Source organism: Nocardia sp. NPDC003726, from assembly GCF_053586955.1.
Genome location: NZ_JBSFNF010000006.1, coordinates 175,884 through 193,858 on the forward strand (window position 1 = coordinate 175,884; position 17,975 = coordinate 193,858).

A 17,975-nucleotide genomic window follows, 5' to 3' on the forward strand; every position below is an offset into this window, starting at 1 on the left:
GTGACGACCCCATCCTCCGACCCCGAGAGCCCCGCCGCGAGCACGCAGGAATCCCGGTGGCCGGCGATCCTCACCTGGCGCGCCCACGACGCGACCCGGATGGAGTCGGTGCGGGTGCAGCTCAACGGCAACCGCATCCGCGCCGCCGGGCGCATGATCGGCGGCGCGAGCGCGGACCATCCCGCGTTCAGCGCGTCATACGACCTGGTCACCGATGAGAACGGCGTGACGAAGCGGTTGTCGGTGCGCACCGCGACCGCCGCCGGGGAGCGGCACGCCTCCATCGCCCGCGACGAGGAGAACTACTGGCTCATCGACGCGGGCGGCAACCACGTGCGCTCTACCTTCGCCGGAGCGCTCGACGTGGACGTGGTGCTCAGCCCGTTCTTCAACACCCTGCCGATCCGCCGCTACGACCTGCAACACGCGGTCGAGGACGTGCAGGTCCCGGTGGTCTACGTGCGCCTTCCCGACCTGCTCGTCCAGGAGGCCACGCTGATCTACAGCAGCGCCGCCGACGGCATCAGCGTGCTGTCGCCGGTCTCCAGCGCGACGGTCACGGTGGACGCCGACGGCTTCCTGCTGGATTACCCGGGCCTGGCCGAACGGATCTGAAACCGCGTTCATCGGAGTCCGGCGACAGCGTCGTGGTGCGCGGTCAGTCCAGCCGGGTGATGACCCCGCCGCGCTCGCCCGCCGTCCGCAGGTCTTCCAGCCATTCGTGGTCGCCAGGACGGATGCCGGTGATCTCCCAGCGTCGCGCGGATTCGTAGCGTTGTCGCGCGTCGTGTCCGGCTTCGACCAGGTCCGCGAGGGACTGCTTGTCGCGCAGGCTGTCGCGCGCCGCGCTGAGCACGGTGAGTGTTTCGTCCAGAACTTCCAGTAGCGCCGCCGAATTCGGTTCGCAGATCGCGCGAACCAGATCGGGCGCCGTGCCCGCGACGCGGGTGCCGTCCCGGAACGACCCGGCCGCGAGCCCCAGCGCGAGATCGCCTCCGATGGCGCCCGCCGCGGCCAGTGCCTCGGCGAGCACATGCGGCAGGTGGGAGATGCGGGCCACCGCGCGATCGTGTTCCGCGGCCGCCACCGGCACCACCACCGAGCCGCAGTCCAGCGCCAGTCGCACCACGCGCGTCCACGGGTCGGCCCGCGTGCCCTGGTCGACGCCGACCGCCCACACCGCGTCGCGGAACAACGCGGGATCGGTGGCGGCCCAGCCGGATTCGGACGTACCGGCCATCGGGTGCCCGCCGACGTACCGCGCGGCGAGACCGTGCTCGCGTACGGCCGCCGCGACCGGTCCCTTCACGCTCACCACATCGGTGAGCGCGCACTCCGGCGCGTAGTCGGCGATCGCCGAAAGCATGTGATCTACCGCTGGCATCGGCACCGCGACGACGATCAGCGCGTCATTCTCCGCAGCGCGCCGCAGCGCGGCCGGTAGGTCTTCGGTGACGTCGAACCCGTCCGCACGGGCGGCCCGCGCGCCCACCGGCGAGCGGTTGTATCCCCAGGCGTCGTAGCCCGCGGCGACGGCCGCGCGTAATAGCGACCCGCCGATCAAACCGGTCCCGAGGACGCATACGGGTGCTTTCTTCGCCGAAGTCACCGGAACAGATTCGCATACGACTTCAACATTTCCGCTCGAGCAGACTACCGTTGCGGCCATGGCAGCACAGCGCTCGGGCACGAACAGGGCGGCGTCGGACGATTACGACGACGTGGAAGGGTTCGCAGTGGCGGTTGTCCGCGAAGAAGGCAAATGGCGGTGCAGTCCGCTGAGCCGGGACGCGCTCACCGATTTGTCCGCCGCGGAAAACGAACTGAAGGCTTTGCGCAGCTCCGGAGCGGTGTTCGGATTACTCGACATCGACGACGAGTTCTTCATCGTGCTCCGGCCCGCGCCGAGCGGGACCCGGATGCTCGTCTCGGACGCCACGGCCGCGATCGATTACGACATCGCCGCGGACGTCCTGGAGGCCCTGAACGTGGAAATCCCCGATATCGATCCGGACGAACTGGACGACGTGGAGCCGTGGGAGGAGGGCGACCTCGGCGTGCTCGCCGATCTCGGCCTGCCCGAACCTGTGCTCAGCGTCATCCTCGCCGAGACCGATCTCTATCCGGACGAGCAACTGGGCATGATCGCCCAGCGCCTCGGCTTCGCCGGCGAATTCGCCGCGGTGCTGGACAAGCTGCCGCGCTGACGTGGGCGTTCTGCCGGACGACCCGTTCTCCTCGGATGCCGCCATGGTGCGCGCGGCCATCGATGCCGCCGCGGCGGCGGGGGAGCGGGACGTACCCGTCGGCGCGGTGGTATTCGACTCGGCCGGAAGAGAACTCGCCCGCGCCGCGAACGCGCGCGAAGCACTGGGCGATCCGACCGCGCACGCGGAAATCCTGGCGCTGCGCCGTGCCGCCGCCGTCCACGGTGACGGATGGCGGCTCGAGGGCGCCACGCTCGCCGTGACGCTGGAGCCGTGCACCATGTGCGCGGGCGCGCTGGTGCTCGCGCGGGTGGGCCGCCTGGTCTTCGGCGCCTGGGAGCCGAAGACCGGCGCCGTCGGCTCCTTGTGGGATGTGGTTCGTGACCGTCGTCTCAACCACCGGCCCGAGGTGCGCGGCGGGGTGCTCGCCGACGAATGCGCGGCGTTGCTCGACGAGTTCTTCCGCACCCAGCGCTGACCCACCCCTGGTCAACAGGCGATTTAACGATCCGGCGCCGGTCCGGTATGGTTGTCGGCGGTGGCGTGTCCGAGCGGCCTAAGGAGCACGCCTCGAAAGCGTGTGAGGGGTAACCCCCCTCCGAGGGTTCAAATCCCTCCGCCACCGCTCCAGCCCTTCACCTGTTAGCCCAGGTGAAGGGCTTTTCCTTTGCTCAGTCAGCGGCCTGGTCACCAGCAGAACACATCGCCGTCACGCCGAACAACGCACTGCTAGCCGGGCGCGGCGCGGGCGGTGGGAATCAACCGCCCGCGCCTTCATCATTCCGGCGTGCCGGGCATCGCGGACGCGTCGAACGAGAGCAGCTCCCAGCTGTGGCCGTCCGGGTCGTCCACAGCACGGTTGTAGAGCCAGCCCATGTCCTGAGGTGGGCGCGGCTCGGATCCGCCCGCCTTCACGGCGGCGTCGGCCAGCCGATCGACGTCCTCCTTCGACTCGGCGGGCAGCGCGAGGATCGACTCGATCGCACCGGAGGCGATGGGCCGCGAGGTGAATCCGGCGAACTGCTCGTGCGTCATGAGCTGCACGGTCACCACTTCGCCGAGGGCGACCTGTGCGGAAGTCTCGTCGGTGAACTGCGGGTTGAGCACACCACCCAGCGCCAGGTAGAACGATGTGCTCGCCTCCAGGTCGGTGACCGGCAGGTTGACATAGATCTGTGTGAAAGCCATTGGTATTCCTCGGTTCTTGTCGCCGGGCCGTCCGGCTGACTTCGAACCTATGGCCGTACCTCGGCCTCGGTCTTGTACAGCAGCGACAGGATCTCGGCAGCGGCGGGCCGCCGCAGCTGTGTCGCCGTCAAGCCGACGAACCGGGTCAGCGACCGCGCCAGATGCGGCTGGTCGTGATACCCGACCAGATGGACGACATCTGTCGCGGCCACGCCCTGCCGCAGCAGCATCGTGGCCTGCCGAGCCCGCTCGATCCGCCGGATCATGCCCTGAGTCAGACCCGTCGCGGCGGCGACCCGGCGCTGCACCGAGCGCGGAGTTACCAGCACCGGCCGCTCCCCCGCGACGACGTCGGTCACCAACGGGTCCCGCACCAGCAACCCTGCCCGGACCAGGCGCTCCACGAACGTCTCCGCGTTCTCGTAGGTGGGGATCTCCCACTCGCTCCCCTGCAGCACAAAGGAGCGCGGCGTCGTGTACGGGCTCGACACGCTGCCGTCCACAAGTCCGCTCACGGGCAGATTCCGGAGAAAGGCACCGTGCCGGAAGATCACGCCGAAGGTGCAGCCCAGCCCGCCACCCAACGGCACCACGGTGGGTCGGGTCTCGGGACCGCGTACCGAAACGGTGGTGACGCCATCCGACGCCCACACCAGCAGTTCCCAGTTCGAGTTCGCGACCGACACCATGCGCTCCGGTGCGAAGACACCATGCGCACCGATCGGCGCCACCCGGTAAACGCCCTCGACATAGGGCGAGTCCGACAATCGGTACTCCAGCCCTGAAATGCCCTCGAGCCGTTCGAGCGCCACGCCCGGCATCGTAGCGCCGTGCCCGGCCAGTCAGCGGCCTGTCACTAGAAATAGTCTTTGAGCATCTCCGTGGACCACGCAGCTTGCCGGACGTCTCCGCGCGGGCCGAACTCCGCGAACCAGGGTTTGATGTCCAGCACGGGTGTGCCGTCGACGGCGTCGAGCTCGGCGACGTGCAGGTCGCGGCCGTCTACTCGGGGCAGTCGGCATCGCGAGACGCCGAGCCAGTTGACGCGCCGCATGTTCCTGTGCCCGAAGATGCCGACCTTCGGCCATTCGGGATTGTCGCGGGCGCTACGGGCACCGAAATGCAGGTCTGTCGGGTCGGTGAGGTGGAACCGGAACACGATCTCCAGGTGGCTGAACTCCTCCAAACCCTGCACCGACTCTTCGGTGAACCGGGGGTCGTCGACGCGGATGATCGCCTCGGTGCCACCCCAGTGATCATCGGTCGGTTCGCGCCGGCCACCTACGACGTGCGCAACCGGCACTACTTCGAACACTTCGTCAGCCATACGACCTTCCCTTGCTGGTGGGAGCCGCTGACAACTACGTCTACCTGCCCCACACTCGCGGCGGGGAGGCCAGTCACCGGCGGGGCAGGGGAGTCGTCCCGCCCGACGCCGCATCGTGCCGACAACACGCAAGCCCGCCATCCTCGCCCCAGTGAAGCAGCAAGGGCTTTCCGCGTTTCGTAACGGCGTTTGCGCTCGGCAGCGACGAGGGCTAGTTCGAGTGTACGTAGCTCACCAAGGTTTCCCGCATGTCGCCCGCGACAGAGGAATCCGGGAAGTTCTCTGCCAGTAGCTTTTCCAGCTGGTTGAGACGCTTGCGCACCCATGAGAAATGGGCGCTGATCGGGTTCTCCAGAACCGGCGATACTGCGGCGATACTGCCGTCCAAGTCTCCGAGACGTGCGCTCGCGGACGCCAAGTAGATCTGAGACAACATCTCGTCACCGGGCGATCGCTGCACTTGCCACGCGTCGATCGCTTCCTCGGACGCTTTCACGGACTTGCGGAGCGTCTTCTCATCGTCTGCCCACATGAGCGAGAACCCCCGGTAGTAGATCTGTTTCGCTGGCGTGAAGGTGAACAGACCGGGTATCTCGTCGGGTCCCGCTGCGTCGCGTGCACGTTCGGCTTGGTCGAGCAGTTCGAGCGCACGCGCCGAGTCGCCAAGGTTCGCGACCGATGCGGCCAAACCACACAAGAGTCGGGGTTCGGCGGTCCCGGTCGAGTGCGTGACGTACCTCAGTCCATCCGTTGCCGCGTCTCGTGCGCGCTCGAAATCCTTCACGAACCGGAACGCCAACGCTTGTGTGCCGCGCGCCCAGGCTCTCAACTGGTCGTGGCCCGCCCGGTCACCCAGTTGAAACGATGCCTGTGCGTGAACGCGTGCCGTGTCCGCCTGTCCGAGGTCGAGCGTCAGGTACGACAACACTCCACACACCCGGCCAAGCGCTACATACAATTCCCTTATCTCGTCCGGTCGGTAGGCGCCCAACTTGATACGCCGCATCAACTCCGCGCGGATGTCCATCGCTCGACTCAGGGTGCGGTCGTATGACTCGAACCTGGCGTTGCGCGCCACGTCGATGATGCCGGATTGCATATCGTCCAGCGGCAACGCGTCCGGTTGGGCTAAAAGCGCTTCGGACTCTCGCCGCGCCTGGTCGAGCATTCGCAACGTGTCATTGCGTCGTGCGTGCTCGGCTTGGTCCGCATCCCACGCCGAGATCAATGCGCCTCCTGCGTTGAGCGCACGGTCTACGCGTTCGGCCCATCCGCGATCTTTCGGCCAGCGACGGCCCGCTTCGATGTTCGCGAGCTGGGAATAATCGCAAAACGTTGCCCCTGCAAGTTCGCGCAGGGTGAGTCCGCGTGTGGTCCGCAACTGCCTCAGCATGCGGCCGGTCCTGTCCGATTCCATCCCGCACAATTGTTGCTCGGCTGACGGCATCTCACACCCACCCGTGTGTTTTCAAATGTGGACCTGTCGCTTTGAAAACAGCTTAGTCCTGCACAGATGCACTCGCCCGTGCTGATGTTGATGTGCGCCCGGCAGGGAGTGCGGAACCGCAAGCGGCACAAGGCATCCGCTTCCGTCCTCGGGTACCGGTCAGGGGGTTGTCGAGGACCGGGCGCACCTCGATGCCCCTCCGATACGAGTAGAGGTCTGTGTGGGCCACATAGCGTTTGGGGATACGCCGATGTCCCGATGTGCCTATTACCGGAATGTGTGCGACATACCCGCGAGGGTCGATCCTCCGCATGTCGGCCGGATCGTGGCCCGTTGCGGCTCGGTGTGGGCGATCACCATGCCCGCCGTGCTGGGGCACGACGTGAAGGTGTGGATGCAGAACCAGGGTTACAAGCCGGGACCGATCCTGTCGCATCCACGGTCGCAGCGTTGGACGTTCATCATCCGGCCGGATGTGCCGGACGATGTGCGGTTGTTCGCTGAGATGTTCCGGTTCAACGTCTCGATCGTGCGCGACGGCGGAACGATCGGGTTGCCGAGTCCAGCCGATCGCGGAACCGCGTTTCGGGCGTGGATTGTGCGTCCGGACAGCCATGTTCGCCCTTCGGGGTGGCTGATAGTGCGGGCGATACGGGACATCGCGGAAGCGAAGCGGGCGCAGCGTCGACGGGTACTGGCTTATGCCGGACAGTGACGAACCCGAGCGTCCTGCCCTGCGACTGCTCCAAGGCGGCAAGTCGGGCAGGTTCGATGTCGAGGCAGCGTTGGCGCGGTTGCATGCCCGGTTGACTTCACACAGCAACCCGACCTTGCCGTTGATGAGCCGCGACGCCGCGGACAAGGCGCTGGACGCGCACGGGGGTTGCGATCCGTTGGGTTGTTCGACGCGGGTCACGGCGGTGATCGTGACCCGCGACGGCTACCGATGGTTCCGGGAACGGGGCATGTGATGACATCCCCGCTACCGCACGAACCGGATGTGCACTTGTCGGTGTTCCTGCACGGCGCGCGGTTCGACTTCGCCGCCTGCTTCACCGCCGCTGTGCTGTTCGTACGAGAGCACCGGAAACGGCATTACGTCGACGCCGTGCACGTGCTGGCCGATAGTGCTGAAGGGTGGCCCAGATTGCCGTGTGAACGGCTGTATATCGAGCGATGATGGAGTTTCCTTGCCCGGTGCCCCTGCACGCGCGACACTGACCTGTTCGGACATGACGAGAAGGAGCTAGGCGTGGGGAACGACGAGCAGCTGACCATCGATCTCGGCGTACCCGTCGAGCGAACCGAATGGGGGAAATGGGTCGACCCTGACCGGCGGGCGGCGCAGGTACGGAAATTTCTGGAGCGGGCCGGATTCTCCGCTTTGCCGCCAGAACCATGGGACTTCGAATCTCGCGAGGCAATTCAGATCAGTGACATGATCGTGGAGATATTCCCGAATATGGAGAGTGTGAAACTTCCCGAAAATGCGGATGTCACCGACCAATTGGTGTGCTTCATCGGAGAGTGTTTTATTCGCTATCTCGATGCGCGATGGATCGACCTGACCGATATGCCCCCTGGGTACAACGACTTCGCGGGCATACTCATATACGACGACATCAGGCCCGGTATGGCTTTCCGGTTCCCGGACTGGAAGACCTGCACTGCGGAACTGCTCGTAAAATTCGTTGTCGAGCAGGAATTCATCGCTCTGATGGAGCTGGTTTCCGTGGCCTTCTGGAGGCTGCGCAAAGATGACGGCCCACTGTTTTCCGAGTTGAGCGCGAATCTTTCTGATCATCCTCCTTTCCTGTGACTGAAGAATGATGGCGATTTTGTAGACTTCCGATCCGGGGGGCGGGCATCATGCCTGGTGACGGTTACGACAGTGATCGTAGGGGATTCGACAGCAATGAGCGTGGACGTATATTCGAGAATGGTTGCGATCGATTTTTCCGGGACCGTGCGAACGGATACGCCGTCCACTCGCGGACATATGAAGCGGGGAAAGACAGGATTCAATTCGACAAGATCAAGTTGGATCGGGATCGAACCTTCACCATCGAGGAAAAATCAGGGGTCATCAGGAGTGATAAAGACCTCAAGCAGTTGAGGGCGGTGCGTGAACTTCTCCGGGAGGATGAGAAACATCAGCATATCCTGCGGTCCGTCGCGGGTGAGTCGATATCGAAAGAAGCGCAGGAACTCATTGCCGGACTGATCCAAGACTTCCCGGACCAGTTCACGCACCAAATCATAGCGCGAGCCGATGCCCGCGAGATCTGGGCGCGAGGTCTCGAGGTGGAACGCGGTAAAGGGCAGCAGCTCGAATTGCCGGGTGTTCGTGAAAAGGCTCGGCAGGGAAAGGTTCAGGAGCTACAGAAGTGGAAAGATAGAATCGCCGAGCTCGCGCGGGCGCGTGGGCGAGCCGAAAAGTTCCGGAACATGCTGAGGTTTCGCGACGGAGCGACACGTGGCCGTGCGGAAGCCCCGCAGAAAATCGAACGTGATCGGCAGGCCAGAGAAGAAGCCGAGCGAGCCAGGCGAGCACGGGTAACCGATGAGCGTGCACGGATGGAACGGGCGGCTGCCGAACGGGTGGCGCAGGAATTCCCGGCGCCCAGCCAGTACCAGGAACGCGAAGCCGTTGACACGGCGCAGCAGGCGGCGAGATAAGGGGCTGAGGCTGCCGATGCCGACCGTTCGGCAGCCGAGGCCCGCGCGGCAGCCGAGAAGGAACGAGAGGCTGCTTTCAAGGCGCGTGAGGCGGCGGAGAAGGAACGCGCGGAAGAACGGGCGCGGTTGCGGGCGCGGGGGATTCCGCCGGAGGTGGTGCAGCTTCTTCAGATCGGTCAAGCGGAACCGCCGTCGGCGGCGGTGCGGGAACCTCCGGGCACGGCGCCGCGGGTGCAGCGTGGTTATTGGCACAGTCAGGACCGGAGTCGGGCAATCGAGCGAGGCCGGTGAATCGTCTTGCCGACTTCGACACGGCGGTCTCCGCGCGGCCGGATGGCGTGGCGCTAGTCTCAGGCCCGAGAGGTGAGTGGATCAGCAGGACGAGTCGAAGGAGGTCGATCCGGTGGGTGAGCCCGACCATCACTACTGGATGAACCGCGCTATCGAGCTCGCGCGTCTGTGCCCGGTGGCCGAGGGTGCGTTCTCGGTGGGTGCGGTCATCGTCGCCGACGGGGCGGAGATCGCGACCGGTTATTCACGAGAGTCCGATCCCAAGGAACACGCCGAGGAGGCCGCGCTTCGCAAGCTCGATCCGGCCGATCCCCGGCTGGCGCGCGCGACGATCTACAGCACGCTGGAACCCTGTTCGGAGCGGGGGACGAAGGACCGGCTGCCGTGCACCGACCGGATACTGCGGTCAGGTATTCCGGTCGTGGTGATCGCGTGGCGCGAGCCGTCGACGTTCGTGGCGAACTGCGTCGGCGTGGAGAAGCTTCAGCGGGCGGGTGTCGATGTGGTCGAACTCGCCGACCTGGCCGAGGCGGCGATGTCGATGAACCGCCACCTCGACCTGTCCTGATCAGTCGTAGTCCCAGTACTGCAGCCAGCGCACGGACGCGAACAGCAGCAGCGTCAGCGCGTAGAGCACGACGACCACCGCCGCCCCGGCGACGCTGATGCGCGGGCTCGCGCCGTCGACCGGGTCCAGCCACCGGCGAAACCAGCGAGCGACGGCGGGCGAGAGGAAATAGCTCATCAAACCCACGCTCACGATCTGGCTGAGCCACAGCGCCAGCCACGGCTGCGCGCCGAGCCGGTCGAGCACCGGGCCGAGGAATCGGGACAGCACCATCACCGTCGGATACAGCACCAGCAACACCAGCATGGCGGTCTTCCAGGCGGGGGTCATCCTGGTTTCGCCGTCGACCGTGCGCACGGTGGAGCCGAACGGTGTGGTGTGCGCGTCCACGGTGAAGTCCTCGGTCAGCTTCGCGCGCAATTCCGGTAAGGCGGCGGCGCGTTCGTCCGAGCCCAGCCAGTCGGTCAGCTGCCGTTGGGTGCGGAATCTGAGCACCGAGAACCAGCGCCCGCCGTCCACGGGGAAAAGCGCGGCTCCTTCGAACCCGGGGAATCGCGAACTCGCCGCCACGAGCTGCGCTTCGGTCGCCTGGAATTCGTCCTCCTTGTCGTGCGCGACGCTGTGCCGGAATACGCAGACGCCTGGCGGGGCGGCCTCGCCTGCCACGAAGATCAGATCCGAACTCTTGCAATGGAAGCCGCGAGATTCGCCCTCGGACACGAGGGCCGCCCGTTCGGCCGAGTCCAGGAATTCGTGGAGCGATGACTCGGATCGGAACGTGACGCTGAATCCCGCTTCGAGCATCCGGCTTCCGGTCACCGCGACCGAGGAATGCATGAATCCTTGCATTCGGCAGGCGATTCGGCGCAGTCCATCGAGCCAATCCCGGAATGCCGCTTCGTGTGCCGGTCGATGAAAGACCGTTACGACGGTAGCCGCGGCATTCATCGGGCTATGTGACGTCGAGGCGACGGCCCCGCACATAGACCTCGGTGATCGCGGGTTCGCGAATACCCATCAGCAGCGCGAACAGGGTCTGATCCCGAGCCAGTACCGGGTCGTCGGAACGAATGCCGTATGCCAGCGAGCTTTCCAGCGCCGGGACCCGCGCCGGATCGATCACGATGAAATCGGCTTCCTTACCGACGTCGAAGTTGCCGAAACGATTCTCCATATCCAAGGCGCGCGCACCGGCCAGCGTACCGGTGAACAGCATTTCGGCCGGATGCATCGACACACCTTGCTCGCCCGGTTCGGAGATGTGCACCTTGAACGCGGCCGACAGCACCTGCGGAATCAGCCACTCGTCGCCTCCGCCGTAATCGGTGCCCGCGGCCACCGTGACACCCGAGGCGAGCGTCCGCTTCCACGGCATCGTGCCGGAGCCGAGGAACTGCTGCGAGACCGGACAGTGCGCCACCGACGTGCCGGTTTCGGCCATCCGCCGCAGCTCGACGTCCTGGCAGTGCACGCAGTGCGCGAGGATGCTGCGCCTGCCGAGCAGGCTCTTGCCGCCAACGGCCGATCCCGGCAGGAACTTTCCGTCGTAGGTGTCGAGGTAGGTCGCGACGTCGTACGCCTGCTTGGTGGTGTCGACTTCGCCGGTCCCGGGACGGTTGTTCTCGTTGAGGTGACTGTGGAAATAGACGCCGCGTTCGCGCACCGAATCGTAGAGATCACCCAGGTTCTTCAGCGTCTGGCGAGTGACCGCCAACGAGAATCGCGGCACGATCGCCACGTGCAGTAGCGCCGTGTCCACGTCACCGGTGTCGGCGGCGTGCCACTTGGCGATCTCTTCGCTGGTCAATCGGATGGCATCGGCCTCGGTGGTCATCAGTGCGGCCGCCGCGTCCGCTCCGGTCGTTTGGATGCCACGCCCCGCGACCATGCGTAGACCTCGCCGCCGGGTCTCGCTGAACAATGCGTCCTGCGCGTGCGGGAACGCCGAGCCGAAGACCATCGCCGCCGTGGTGCCCGCGGCGATGCGTCGCGCACAGAATTCGGTGGCCGCCGAGCGCGCGAATTCCGGGTCGCCGTAGCGGGATTCCGCGGGATAGATGCACAATTCAAGCCATTCCAGCAGCTGGCCGCCGCCGTAGGCATCGCCCGCGAAGGTCTGCGGGAAGTGAATATGTGTGTCGACGAACCCGGGAAGCAAGAACCCTGGACGGTGATCGAACACTTTTTCGGAATGGTGTTCGGCCGGGATATCGGAGCGCGGTCCGCAGAATGCGACCCGGCCGCTCTCGTCGATCACCAGAGCCCCGTCCGGCACGTCGGTCAAAGCGTCGGCCGCATCGCCGGAAGCGGGACTTCCGGCGATGTGGAAAATGTGCCCCAAGTGGACTTGGCTCACCGTTCGAGCAAAACACACATCGATCCGGCGCGCGAGCGGATCAGGTGAAATGCGCTCAGACGCCGCGCGAGAACAATGTCACCGGAGACGGCATACGGTAACCGGCGAGTTTGATGAATCGGGCGCTCACGCCGCGCTGCCGATCCTCCAGTGGACCCGCTCCGACCGTGTTCATCATCCGGTTGATCACGTTGAAGCAGGTGCCCACCCAGACGGCCTCGTCGAACGCCTCCCGGGAGACGCCCGCCAGCCGGACCACCGCGGCGTCCTCTGCGGTCAACCCGTCGGGGTCACGAGCCATCTTGGCCAGGAAATCGAGCATGACCCGCGCTTCCGGGCGCAGCGGGGAGTCCGTGCCGCCGGCCAGTGCCCGGGTCACCACATCGGCATCGATGTAGGCGCCCGCGATCGCCTCGTGGGAGGTGGCGCAGAACGGGCACTCGTTGGCCTGCGAGGTGTGCGTCGCGAAGATCTCCCGCTCGGCGACGGTCCAGTACGACGGTCCGCGCATGATGTCCTGAATCAGCTCCGACAACGGCGAACCGAAGAACCGGTGCCGGTAGAACAGCACTTTGAGCACGGCGGGAACCTCGACGCCGCTGAACCGCCGCATGGTCCACAACACGAGTTTGGTCGGCCGGTCGTGACCGGATCGCACTGCCTCGAGCCACATCTCAGTTCCCCTCCCAAGCCAGGCGCGCGGCGCGCAGGCGCCGGTCGGCGGCGCCGTAGGCGACGACCGCGGTCGCCTCGAAGATCTCGTCGTCACTGTGCCCGGCCGCTTTCAGCGCCGCGATCTGCTGCTCGGTGACCCGGTAGGACCGTTCGGCCACCAGGTCGGCGAAGGCGGCGAGTTCCGCCGGCACGTCCTGGCCGGACTCGGTCGTCCCGGCGGCCCCGGCTTTCAGCGCCCGGCGGACCCGGCTCGGCAACCGCCCCGGCGCGGACTCGAGGTGTTCGCCGAACCGCTGCCACTTCTCACTCATCGAGCCACGCATGGGCCTCATTCTGTCCGACGCCGACCGCCCGCGCTGAGAATCGGCGCAGCGCTACGGGTTGTCGTCCTTCGCCCTGCGCAGCACGACCTTCCGGTCGTCCAGATCGACCGCGGCCAGCGGCGGCGCGCCCTGGCCCTGCTCGTCCCGCAACATCGACACCGATTCACGGTGGTCCAGCTCCATGCGCTTGGTCGCGTAGAACAGCGCCGTGAACTCGTCGGTGAACGTGCCGGAGATCGGGGTGCGGCGGCGCCTGCGGCGTTTGTTCACGGTCATCTCGTAGACGGCCACCAGCACGAGCAGGATCACCCAGCCGGGGATCGACCACTGGAACAGCGCTGCCATGCCACGAAGCTACCAGCAGGCGCTTCCGCCGAACCGGGTGAAAATTGCCCGCTTCGCGACGGGTAACCGAGGCGATCGCGGGTATACGCCCGATACGGAAAGTGCGGGAAGGACGCGATGCCACATGCGCCGTCGGACGATCCGCGCGGGAGCGATGCGCGAGAGAAACATGAGAATCGGAAGTGTAATCGTCTTGATCTGGTTGCTGATCGGCGTGGTAGCCGCAGCACAACGCCATTATTTCGACAGTGGGCCGGTCAACTGCGCCGGTTTCGGCACCATCGCCGTCACGGTGATCGCCGGACCGCTCAACTACATGGGCGTCAATCCGAAGGTCGCGGATTGCAATGTCCCGCAACCGAGCCCGTAATTCGATCGAGTGACCGCGGACGGCCGGGTGGGTATGCCACCCGGCCGTCCGCTTTTCGTCCGCGCGAGACTTGAACTAGATATTTGCCAACTCGCGAAGAGTCGCCTGTACCTCGGATTTGTTGGGTAACTGTCGGTGTGTCCGGGTATCCCCGCTCGACGGGGAGCACGGAAGGGACCGATGAGATGCGTGATTACGGACGCCGGGGGCGTGATTACGAACGTCGTGCGCGTGCCGGGCGCGGCTCAGGCACAGGCTCCCGGGTATTCGGGTTCCTGCTGCTGGCTTGGCTGGCGGTCGGTTTGCTCGCGGCCGGTCAACGGCATTATTTCGACAGCGGCCCCCCGATCAACTGCGCCGGTTGGGGCACGATCGGTCTCACCGCCCTCGCGGGTCCGCTGAACTACGCCGGGGTGAATCCCAAGGTCGGTGGCTGCGAGCTGCCCCAACCGAGCGGGTGAAACGCACCGGGCCCCGTATCCGCAGTACGGATACGGGGCCCGGTGATGCTCTCCGGATCAGCTCACGCCGACCGGCACCTTCGCCGTCTCGGCGGTACGTTGCTGCAACTCACGCAGCTTCGTGCCCTCGACGTCGATGTCGGGCAGGATGCGGTCGAGCCACTTCGGCATCCACCACGACCACTTGCCCATCAGCACCAGCAGCGACGGAATCAGCACCATGCGGACGATGAACGCGTCCAGCAGCACGCCCGCCGCCAGGGCGAAGCCGAACGACTTCGCCGTCACGTCGGTCTCCAGCAGGAACGAACCGAACACCGAGATCATGATGATCGCCGCCGAGGTCACCACACGCGCGCCGTGGTGGTAACCGGCGACCACCGCGTCCTTGGCCGACTTGCCGTGCACGAACTCCTCGCGCATCCGGGTCACCAGGAAGACCTGGTAGTCCATCGCGAGGCCGAACACCAGGCCGATCAGCATGATCGGCATGAAGCTGACCAGCGGATGCGGGTCCTCGATCAGGCCGAGCTTGCCCTCCTGGAAGATCAGCACGGTCGCGCCGAAGGTCGCGGCCATCGACAGCAGGAACCCGAGCGCCGCGGTGAGCGGCACCAGGATCGACCGGAACACCAGGATCAGCAGCACGAACGCCGCGCCCGCCACGATCGCCAGGTAGGGCACGATCTTGCTGAGCAGCACGTGGTCCACGTCGGCGTAGATCGCGGTGGTGCCGGTGATGCCGTACTCGATGCCGTACTCGGCGTTCAGCTGGCCTTCGGCCTCCCTGGCGTCGCGCACGAGATCCTTGGTGGCCTGGTTGTTGGGCCCGGACTTCGGCACGCCGTTCAGCATCGCGCCCTGCTGGTCCTGGCTGAACTGCGGCTCGGTCACGTAGTCCATGTCGGGGTAGGACGCGAGCTTGTCGCGCAGCGCCTTCACCGCGGCGTCCCGGTTCTCGGCGGGGACGGCGCTCAGGTCGGCGACCACGTTCAGCACGCCGTTGCTGCCTTCGCCGAAGCCTTCGGTCCGCAGCTCGTAGGCCTTCCTGATGGTGGAGGTCTTCGGCATGCTGTCCTCGCCCGGCAGGCCCAGGTTCAGGCCGGCGGCGGGGGCGGCGAGCGCGCCGAGCACCACGACGCTCAGGATCAGCGCGACCCACGGCGCGCGGCCGATCAGGCGGCCGAAACGCATGCCGTTGGTGACCGAGTTCTCGTCCTCGGGATCGTGCTGGGCGACCACCGGCAGCTTCGGCTTGAACAGGAACCGGCCGAACGCGCCGAGCAGCGCAGGCATCAGCGTGATCGCGGTGAGCACGGCGAAACCGGCGGCGATCGCGCCGCCCAGACCCATGAACGTCATGAACTGGACACCGACGATGCTCAGACCAGCGAGCGCGATGATGACGGTCAGGCCGGCGAACACCACGGCGGAACCGGCCGTGCCGAGCGCGGTGCCCGCGGCCTCCTCCGGCGAATCCTGCACCGCCAGTTCGTGCTTGTACCTGGACACGATGAACAGCGCGTAGTCGATGGACAGCGCGATGCCGATCATCGAGGCGAGGAAGGTGGTGAAGCTGGGGATCTCGATCACCGAGGTGCCGAGCATGATCAAAGAGGTGGCCGCGCCGAGACCGATGATCGCGGTGACGATCGGCACGAACGCCGCGACGATGGCGCCGAACGCCACGACCATCACGACCAGCGCGACCGCCATGCCGATCATCTCGGACTTGCCGCTCGGCGCTTCCTGCTTCTGCGCGATCGAGCCGCTCATCTCCACCGTCAGCCCGGCGTTGCGGGCGTCGGCGGCGATGTCGTAGGCCGCTTCCCGGTTGGCGTCGGTGACGTCGGTGACCTTCGCGATCGTGAACGGGACATTGATCACGGCCACGGTCGCGGGCGCGGTCTTGCTGAGCACGTTCAGCGGGGCGCCACTGCACTGCGCGGGATCGGGGTTGCTCAGGCAGCCCATCTTCTCGGCCGCTTCGACCGGGTTGGCGATGGGCTTGCTGTGGTCGACGATGTCGAGCTGGCCGAGCTTGGCGATGAACGCGTCCAGCGCCGCACGGTTCGCCGGATCGGTCAGCGTCTGTCCCTCCGGCGCGGCGGCGACGTAGGTGCCGGTGACCGCGTCCAGCTGGAACGCGGCGGAGGCGCCGGGGAAGTGCTTGTCGAGGATTTCGTTGGCACGCTCCGAGGGCAGGTTGGGCATGCTGAAGTCGTCGCTCATCGGCTTGCTGAGCTGCGCGCCCAGGCCACCGAGGAGTACGAACAAGACGAGCCAGACGGGAAGCACTATCCATTTCCGGCGGAAGGCGAACTTCCCCCATCTGTACAGAAAAACGGACACGAGTGGTTACTCCTAGCGATGACTGGGATCGTGCTGGTTCTGCGTGTAGACAGCACTCGCGGAGGTGCCCTGCCTGCCTCCGCCTCCACTGACGCTTTCTGCCTACCGTGCGGTAGGTAGACTACCCAGCGGATAAGCGGAGGTACAACCTCTATTCTGCGGGCGAGATTCGCTCGATGCGAAGGTGATGAGAGGATCATCGGATGGCTGTGCGTGACACACCCGGCGCTGTCGCCGCAGGTGGAGGCACCAAAAGCGCGATTCGGGACGCCGCGGTGAAACTTTTCGGAGCCAAAGGATTCGAGCAGACGAGCCTGCGTGAGGTCGCGGATGCGGTAGGAATCACAAAGGCGTCGCTCTACTATCACTATGCGTCGAAACTCGATCTGCTCCTGGCGATCATTGATCCGATCGTCGATCACATGCGCTCGGTGGTGAACGATCTCGACCAGGTCCCGCACGACAGCGAGAGCATCCGCCGGGTGCTGCGAACATATCTGCGCGGTCTGATCGATCACCGTGACGCCGGGGCGCTGGTCGTGCGCGACACCGTCGCGATCGTGAACGCCATGGCCGACCGCTACCCCGATCTGGTGGAGACCACCCGGGAACTGCGCTTGTGGCTGGCCGGGCCGGACGCCACCGAGGAAGCGCATCTGCGCGCCTGCGCCGCGCTGGAGGTGATCGGTGTCGCGCTGGTGTCCAAGGAACTCGTGCCTGGTGCGGACGACTCGCTGGTGGAATCGTCACTGCTGGACGCCGCGACCTGCGTGCTCGCTGGCGGCGGCGCCGCGTAGATTCGAGCCATCCCCTCGACGCCAGGAGTCGCCGCTGTGCACATCACCGCGAAGATCGATTACGCGGTGCGGACGCTGCTCGAAATCGCCAGTGCGCCGCGGCTGAACCGGTCCGTGGTCGGGCTCGGCGCAGCCGCCGTGCAGGCCGCGCCGATGGTCAAGGCCGAAGCGATCGCCACCGCCCAGCGGATCCCGCCCAAGGTGCTCGAGTCGGTGCTCGGCGAACTGCGCCGCGCCGAACTCGTGATCAGCAGGCGCGGGCCGGACGGCGGCTATTGGCTGGCCAGGCCGGCCGCCGAGATCTCCGTCGCCGACGTGATCCGCGCGATCGAGGGCCCGCTGGCGTCGGTGCGCGGCGCGCGCCCGGAGGACGTTCACTACGCCGGTGCGGCCGAGCCGTTGCAGCGGGTGTGGATCGCGCTGCGGGTCAATATTCGCGCGGTGCTGGAGAACGTCACCATCGCCGACATCGCGAGCGACCGGCTGCCCGGATTCGTCGGGGCGCTCACCGAAGATCCGGGCGCCTGGGCGCGCCGCTAGCCCCGCACACCACCACGGGAGAGCATCCATGCAGGTCAGAAAACATCAG

At 66.1% G+C, this 17,975-nt stretch carries 24 protein-coding genes and 1 tRNA gene; 14 read left to right on the plus strand and 11 right to left on the minus strand.

What is annotated here, in order from left to right:
- Entirely contained in the window at window positions 1-615 is a 615-nt protein-coding gene (locus ACWDMM_RS10780) for a putative glycolipid-binding domain-containing protein (protein ID WP_280516576.1), read from the plus strand.
- A 43-nt stretch (window positions 616-658) separates the two neighbouring features.
- Here the strand turns inward: ACWDMM_RS10780 and ACWDMM_RS10785 are convergent, their stop codons facing one another.
- The gene (locus ACWDMM_RS10785; protein WP_435406538.1) at window positions 659-1,609 is read right to left on the minus strand and encodes a prephenate dehydrogenase; all 951 of its coding nucleotides are present in this window, start codon (window positions 1,607-1,609) and stop codon (window positions 659-661) included.
- Window positions 1,610-1,667: 58 nt separating this feature from the next.
- Between ACWDMM_RS10785 and ACWDMM_RS10790 the strand changes: the two genes are divergently transcribed.
- From ACWDMM_RS10790 to ACWDMM_RS10800, 3 genes are all read left to right on the plus strand, one after another.
- Entirely contained in the window at window positions 1,668-2,207 is a 540-nt protein-coding gene (locus ACWDMM_RS10790; RefSeq protein WP_195079751.1) for a tRNA adenosine deaminase-associated protein, read from the plus strand.
- 43 nt (window positions 2,208-2,250) lie between these two features.
- Window positions 2,251-2,685, plus strand: coding sequence for a nucleoside deaminase (locus tag ACWDMM_RS10795; protein ID WP_195079899.1), 435 nt, complete (start codon window positions 2,251-2,253; stop codon window positions 2,683-2,685).
- Between the two features lie 59 nt (window positions 2,686-2,744).
- Window positions 2,745-2,832: transfer RNA gene (locus tag ACWDMM_RS10800), tRNA-Ser, on the plus strand.
- Window positions 2,833-2,984: 152 nt separating this feature from the next.
- On the opposite strand, the gene ACWDMM_RS10805 is transcribed toward ACWDMM_RS10800, so the two are convergent.
- The 4 genes from ACWDMM_RS10805 to ACWDMM_RS10820 all read right to left on the minus strand — a co-directional run bounded on the left by ACWDMM_RS10805 (window position 2,985) and on the right by ACWDMM_RS10820 (window position 6,115).
- Window positions 2,985-3,395: a VOC family protein gene (locus ACWDMM_RS10805; RefSeq protein ID WP_195079752.1), complete on the minus strand. Its 411-nt coding sequence runs from the start codon at window positions 3,393-3,395 to the stop codon at window positions 2,985-2,987.
- Between the two features lie 47 nt (window positions 3,396-3,442).
- Window positions 3,443-4,207, minus strand: a complete 765-nt coding sequence (locus ACWDMM_RS10810) for a helix-turn-helix domain-containing protein (RefSeq protein WP_357108680.1) — start codon at window positions 4,205-4,207, stop codon at window positions 3,443-3,445.
- A 44-nt stretch (window positions 4,208-4,251) separates the two neighbouring features.
- A complete protein-coding gene (locus ACWDMM_RS10815) occupies window positions 4,252-4,722 on the minus strand; it encodes an SAM-dependent methyltransferase (RefSeq protein WP_357108677.1) in 471 nt (156 codons plus the stop codon).
- A 211-nt stretch (window positions 4,723-4,933) separates the two neighbouring features.
- Window positions 4,934-6,115, minus strand: a complete 1,182-nt coding sequence (locus ACWDMM_RS10820) for a helix-turn-helix domain-containing protein (RefSeq protein ID WP_195079755.1) — start codon at window positions 6,113-6,115, stop codon at window positions 4,934-4,936.
- Window positions 6,116-6,446: 331 nt separating this feature from the next.
- Between ACWDMM_RS10820 and ACWDMM_RS10825 the strand changes: the two genes are divergently transcribed.
- The 6 genes from ACWDMM_RS10825 (at window position 6,447) to ACWDMM_RS10850 (ending at window position 9,707) form a co-directional block, all read left to right on the plus strand.
- On the plus strand, window positions 6,447-6,884 hold the full coding sequence (locus tag ACWDMM_RS10825) for a DNA-directed RNA polymerase subunit beta (RefSeq protein ID WP_323124464.1): 438 nt from the start codon (window positions 6,447-6,449) through the stop codon (window positions 6,882-6,884).
- Window positions 6,871-7,140 (plus strand): hypothetical protein, encoded by a 270-nt coding sequence (locus ACWDMM_RS10830; protein ID WP_195079757.1) that lies wholly within the window; start codon window positions 6,871-6,873, stop codon window positions 7,138-7,140. Before ACWDMM_RS10825 ends, ACWDMM_RS10830 begins: the two co-directional genes overlap by 14 nt.
- Entirely contained in the window at window positions 7,140-7,349 is a 210-nt protein-coding gene (locus ACWDMM_RS10835; protein WP_195079758.1) for a hypothetical protein, read from the plus strand. The genes ACWDMM_RS10830 and ACWDMM_RS10835 overlap by 1 nt, the downstream gene beginning before the upstream one ends.
- A 72-nt stretch (window positions 7,350-7,421) precedes the next feature.
- Complete coding sequence (locus tag ACWDMM_RS10840; protein WP_449937082.1) at window positions 7,422-7,988, plus strand: hypothetical protein; 567 nt, start codon at window positions 7,422-7,424, stop codon at window positions 7,986-7,988.
- Window positions 7,989-8,038: 50 nt separating this feature from the next.
- On the plus strand, window positions 8,039-8,848 hold the full coding sequence (locus tag ACWDMM_RS10845; protein ID WP_357108669.1) for a hypothetical protein: 810 nt from the start codon (window positions 8,039-8,041) through the stop codon (window positions 8,846-8,848).
- Window positions 8,849-9,251: 403 nt separating this feature from the next.
- On the plus strand, window positions 9,252-9,707 hold the full coding sequence (locus ACWDMM_RS10850; RefSeq protein WP_357108665.1) for a deaminase: 456 nt from the start codon (window positions 9,252-9,254) through the stop codon (window positions 9,705-9,707).
- Here ACWDMM_RS10850 and ACWDMM_RS10855 read toward each other — a convergent pair whose 3' ends face one another.
- The 5 genes from ACWDMM_RS10855 to ACWDMM_RS10875 all read right to left on the minus strand — a co-directional run bounded on the left by ACWDMM_RS10855 (window position 9,708) and on the right by ACWDMM_RS10875 (window position 13,406).
- On the minus strand, window positions 9,708-10,544 hold the full coding sequence (locus ACWDMM_RS10855) for an antibiotic biosynthesis monooxygenase (RefSeq protein WP_357108662.1): 837 nt from the start codon (window positions 10,542-10,544) through the stop codon (window positions 9,708-9,710).
- A gap of 115 nt (window positions 10,545-10,659) precedes the next feature.
- Window positions 10,660-12,063: an amidohydrolase family protein gene (locus tag ACWDMM_RS10860; RefSeq protein WP_195079762.1), complete on the minus strand. Its 1,404-nt coding sequence runs from the start codon at window positions 12,061-12,063 to the stop codon at window positions 10,660-10,662.
- Window positions 12,064-12,118: 55 nt separating this feature from the next.
- On the minus strand, window positions 12,119-12,736 hold the full coding sequence (locus tag ACWDMM_RS10865) for a carboxymuconolactone decarboxylase family protein (protein ID WP_357108658.1): 618 nt from the start codon (window positions 12,734-12,736) through the stop codon (window positions 12,119-12,121).
- Window position 12,737: 1 nt separating this feature from the next.
- The gene (locus tag ACWDMM_RS10870) at window positions 12,738-13,049 is read right to left on the minus strand and encodes a carboxymuconolactone decarboxylase family protein (RefSeq protein ID WP_357108655.1); all 312 of its coding nucleotides are present in this window, start codon (window positions 13,047-13,049) and stop codon (window positions 12,738-12,740) included.
- 63 nt (window positions 13,050-13,112) lie between these two features.
- Complete coding sequence (locus ACWDMM_RS10875; protein WP_195079765.1) at window positions 13,113-13,406, minus strand: DUF6191 domain-containing protein; 294 nt, start codon at window positions 13,404-13,406, stop codon at window positions 13,113-13,115.
- 169 nt (window positions 13,407-13,575) lie between these two features.
- On the opposite strand from ACWDMM_RS10875, the gene ACWDMM_RS10880 reads away from it, so the two are divergent.
- Window positions 13,576-13,776: a hypothetical protein gene (locus ACWDMM_RS10880; protein ID WP_039794406.1), complete on the plus strand. Its 201-nt coding sequence runs from the start codon at window positions 13,576-13,578 to the stop codon at window positions 13,774-13,776.
- Between the two features lie 185 nt (window positions 13,777-13,961).
- Window positions 13,962-14,237, plus strand: a complete 276-nt coding sequence (locus ACWDMM_RS10885; protein WP_323124468.1) for a hypothetical protein — start codon at window positions 13,962-13,964, stop codon at window positions 14,235-14,237.
- A 57-nt stretch (window positions 14,238-14,294) separates the two neighbouring features.
- On the opposite strand, the gene ACWDMM_RS10890 is transcribed toward ACWDMM_RS10885, so the two are convergent.
- A complete protein-coding gene (locus ACWDMM_RS10890) occupies window positions 14,295-16,589 on the minus strand; it encodes an MMPL family transporter (RefSeq protein WP_449937087.1) in 2,295 nt (764 codons plus the stop codon).
- A 203-nt stretch (window positions 16,590-16,792) separates the two neighbouring features.
- On the opposite strand from ACWDMM_RS10890, the gene ACWDMM_RS10895 reads away from it, so the two are divergent.
- Both ACWDMM_RS10895 and ACWDMM_RS10900 read left to right on the plus strand, forming a co-directional pair.
- Window positions 16,793-17,386, plus strand: a complete 594-nt coding sequence (locus ACWDMM_RS10895; protein ID WP_195079767.1) for a TetR/AcrR family transcriptional regulator — start codon at window positions 16,793-16,795, stop codon at window positions 17,384-17,386.
- Window positions 17,387-17,422: 36 nt separating this feature from the next.
- Window positions 17,423-17,926: an RrF2 family transcriptional regulator gene (locus ACWDMM_RS10900; RefSeq protein ID WP_195079768.1), complete on the plus strand. Its 504-nt coding sequence runs from the start codon at window positions 17,423-17,425 to the stop codon at window positions 17,924-17,926.
- The last annotated feature ends 49 nt before the right edge of the window (window positions 17,927-17,975 follow it).